Origin of the sequence: uncultured Nostoc sp. (assembly GCF_964245575.1) — a bacterium.
Lineage (GTDB): Bacteria > Cyanobacteriota > Cyanobacteriia > Cyanobacteriales > Nostocaceae > Nostoc.
In genome coordinates this window covers 1-2706 of the sequence record NZ_CAXTNP010000511.1, presented here as the reverse complement: position 1 = coordinate 2706, position 2706 = coordinate 1, and the positions used below count along the sequence as shown (strand labels likewise).

At 37.5% G+C, this 2706-nt stretch carries 1 protein-coding gene and 1 pseudogene; one reads left to right on the top strand and one right to left on the bottom strand.

Annotated features, from left to right (window positions below):
• Nucleotides 1-72: 72 nt before the first annotated feature.
• Complete coding sequence (locus ACFFAP_RS37800) at nucleotides 73-1260, bottom strand: glycosyltransferase (RefSeq protein WP_375515999.1); 1188 nt, start codon at nucleotides 1258-1260, stop codon at nucleotides 73-75.
• Nucleotides 1261-1910: 650 nt separating this feature from the next.
• Between ACFFAP_RS37800 and ACFFAP_RS37795 the strand changes: the two are divergent.
• Nucleotides 1911-2706 (top strand): annotated as a pseudogene (locus tag ACFFAP_RS37795) (proton extrusion protein PcxA); the annotation flags it as partial.

Here is a 2706-nt window from a genome sequence, read left to right as displayed (position 1 = left end):
AGTCCCCATGCCCCTAATCCCCACTCCGTGGGGGCCCCGAGTTCCCCAGTCCCCACTTTCCACTCTCCACATCTACATCAACTCCATTTCCCGCAACCCCTGGCGTAGTCTCTTCGCCTCTTCGGGATTATACCTTTCATGAAGGGCGATCGCTTTTCTAAAAGCTGTTAAACTATCTTGATGATTGCCAGCTTTGAGCAACACTACCCCTAAATTTTGATAGGCTTCGGCATAGTTGGGATTTAACTTGATTGCATTTTGATAAGATGCGATCGCATCTGTAAATAAACCCAAAGCTTTAAATATCATCGCTAAATTATAATGTCCAAAAACAAAATTAGGGTCAATTTTTAAAGTTGTGGCGTAAGCAGTTTTCGCACCAGTTAAATCTCCTGCTGCTTTGAGTAAGTTACCCAAGTTGATGTATGCTCCTAGTTTGAGCATGGGGTAAATTGGCAATTTGATCGCAGCTTGATAATGAGAAATAGCCTGTGGGGATTTTTGCAACCGACTGTAAGCAATGCCTAAATGGTAGTGGAGTTCATATAAAATATCGTAGTTTTCTTCAGCAGTGGTGATTCCTCGTCTAAGCAACTCCATACCTTGGGTAATTTTCCCAGTTTCCACATACAATGCCCCTAATTTACTGCAAACATAGGGGTCATCAGGATGAGTAGCGAGAAACCCTTCCATTGCTGTAGCTGCTTTGGCATATTTGTTATTTTGAGCGATCGCATTTTTTTGATATCCTGTGTGTACAAGTGCCACCCCTGGTAAATAACCTACTTGCCAATGGGGTTCTTTGGTTATAATTGCTGACACGCTATCATCCACTAAGGCATGATAAGGACGGTCAAAGCGAATATCTGGATGATTGCGAAACAGCCTGGAAACCAGAGAATAGGGAGATTGTTCTGCACCAATTTCGTGGCGGACGAGGTTAATGAGCAGGTATTCATCTCTTGCGATCGCCTCTCGCAACTGCGGTACAATTCCTGGTGTGAGAGTCTCATCAGCATCTAATACCAGAATCCAATCTCCAGTGACATATTTTAGAGCTGCATTACGGGCAGCACTGAAGTCATTACACCATTTAAAATGATAGACATTTGCACCGAGTTGTTGGGCAATATTGGGAGTGCGATCGATTGAGCCTGTATCCAAGACTACCATTTCATCTACCACTTTTCGGACACTGCTCAGGCATTTAGGCAGTGTTGCTGCTTCGTTTTTCACAATCATGCACAGACTGAGTTTCATATTGCCAATAAATTCTGGTTCAAATTTTTTGCTTACTGTAGTGACCAACTTTTATTTTGTGCCGATATAGCATCAGACCATCATAAGGCGAGTTTTTAACAAACGACATCAAAAATCCTCAAGTTCTACTTGTTAGACAAGCTGACTGAAACTAACTCAAGATATATCTATTTTAGTTTTTTGGCAATTTTTCTAAATAAGGCTAAAAAATCTTAACAGGCTGAGTCTCTACAAAGCTTGCTATATTAAGCTGTAAAGTGTAATTTTGATTTGTGTCACACTAGTAGAAATCGGCGGAAATAAACCTACCATTTCATTACAGCCAGAAAGCCCAAAATTAAAGCAGGCGTGACTTTTGACAAATGACTTTTGACACTTCGACTTCGCTCAGTGTTAACTTTTTACTTCCGCCTTGCGGTACTAGTCTTTACCGACGATGCGATCCCAGTCAATTTAAAATCATATAAAATCTCCTCTCGCCTGTAGCTAATCCTCTAATACGTGTACACTCGAAATAATAAATTTATCTAATATATATTGGGTAATGATTAATAAGATTTTAAACTAGATATTACCCGTTTTTAATGCTTATATAACTATCATACACATCATCTAGAGAATCATACATACATACATACATATATAATATAATGAAAAATTCCTTCGCCAGAACAGCAAATTTACTTCGCCAAAATCTCAAAGATTATTTGCGATCGCTTAACATTTGGTTTTTAGATACACCAGAAAGGTCACTCTTAGAAGCTCAACAAGCAGCTCAGAGAATTAAAAACATTGAGATAGAACATTTTGACGGCAATAAAATATCTTCACAATCAGGAAATTATACTGAAAATGTGATGTCTTATTGGCAAGGATACCTCGATAAGAATTTAACTACTATCAAAGTAAGACTTATAGAGTTTCGCCTTAGTCGCAGAATTTTAAATCTCTCTAATTCTGTATTGTTAGAAAAACTGAAAATTATTGATGAAGTTGTAGAGAGGTACGCTCTAAAAGATGAAACAATTAGCAACAATGCGTTAATATCAACTTTTCAACCACTACAACTTAACCAGAGCGAAATTAACAAACAGCCATCCTCTAATATTAATAATATTCGACCGCAACCTCCATCTCAACAGGCTAGATTATTATCGAGGTCTGTGGGTCAAAGACTTTATAGAATCAAAACAAATTTTGCACCGCAGACGGAAGAAGAGTTTGTTAGAAATTACCGACTTTCTCAAAATAGGACAAAAATTTCTATAAGGTTTATAATAACTTTAATTATTGTCCCATTTTTAATTCAGCAATTATCTAAAAACTTTTTAGTATATCCTATATTAGACAGAAACCTAGAAAACAATATAAATCAAATTTTTAGTAATTCTGATGTGGAAAAAGAAGCTCTCCAGGAATTACATAATTATCGACAAAGCCTGATGT

Excerpts from the sequence above, each read along its gene's own strand:
- ACFFAP_RS37800 (WP_375515999.1), bottom strand. The coding sequence starts at position 1,260 with ATGAAACTCAGTCTGTGCATGATTGTGAAAAACGAAGCAGCAACACTG.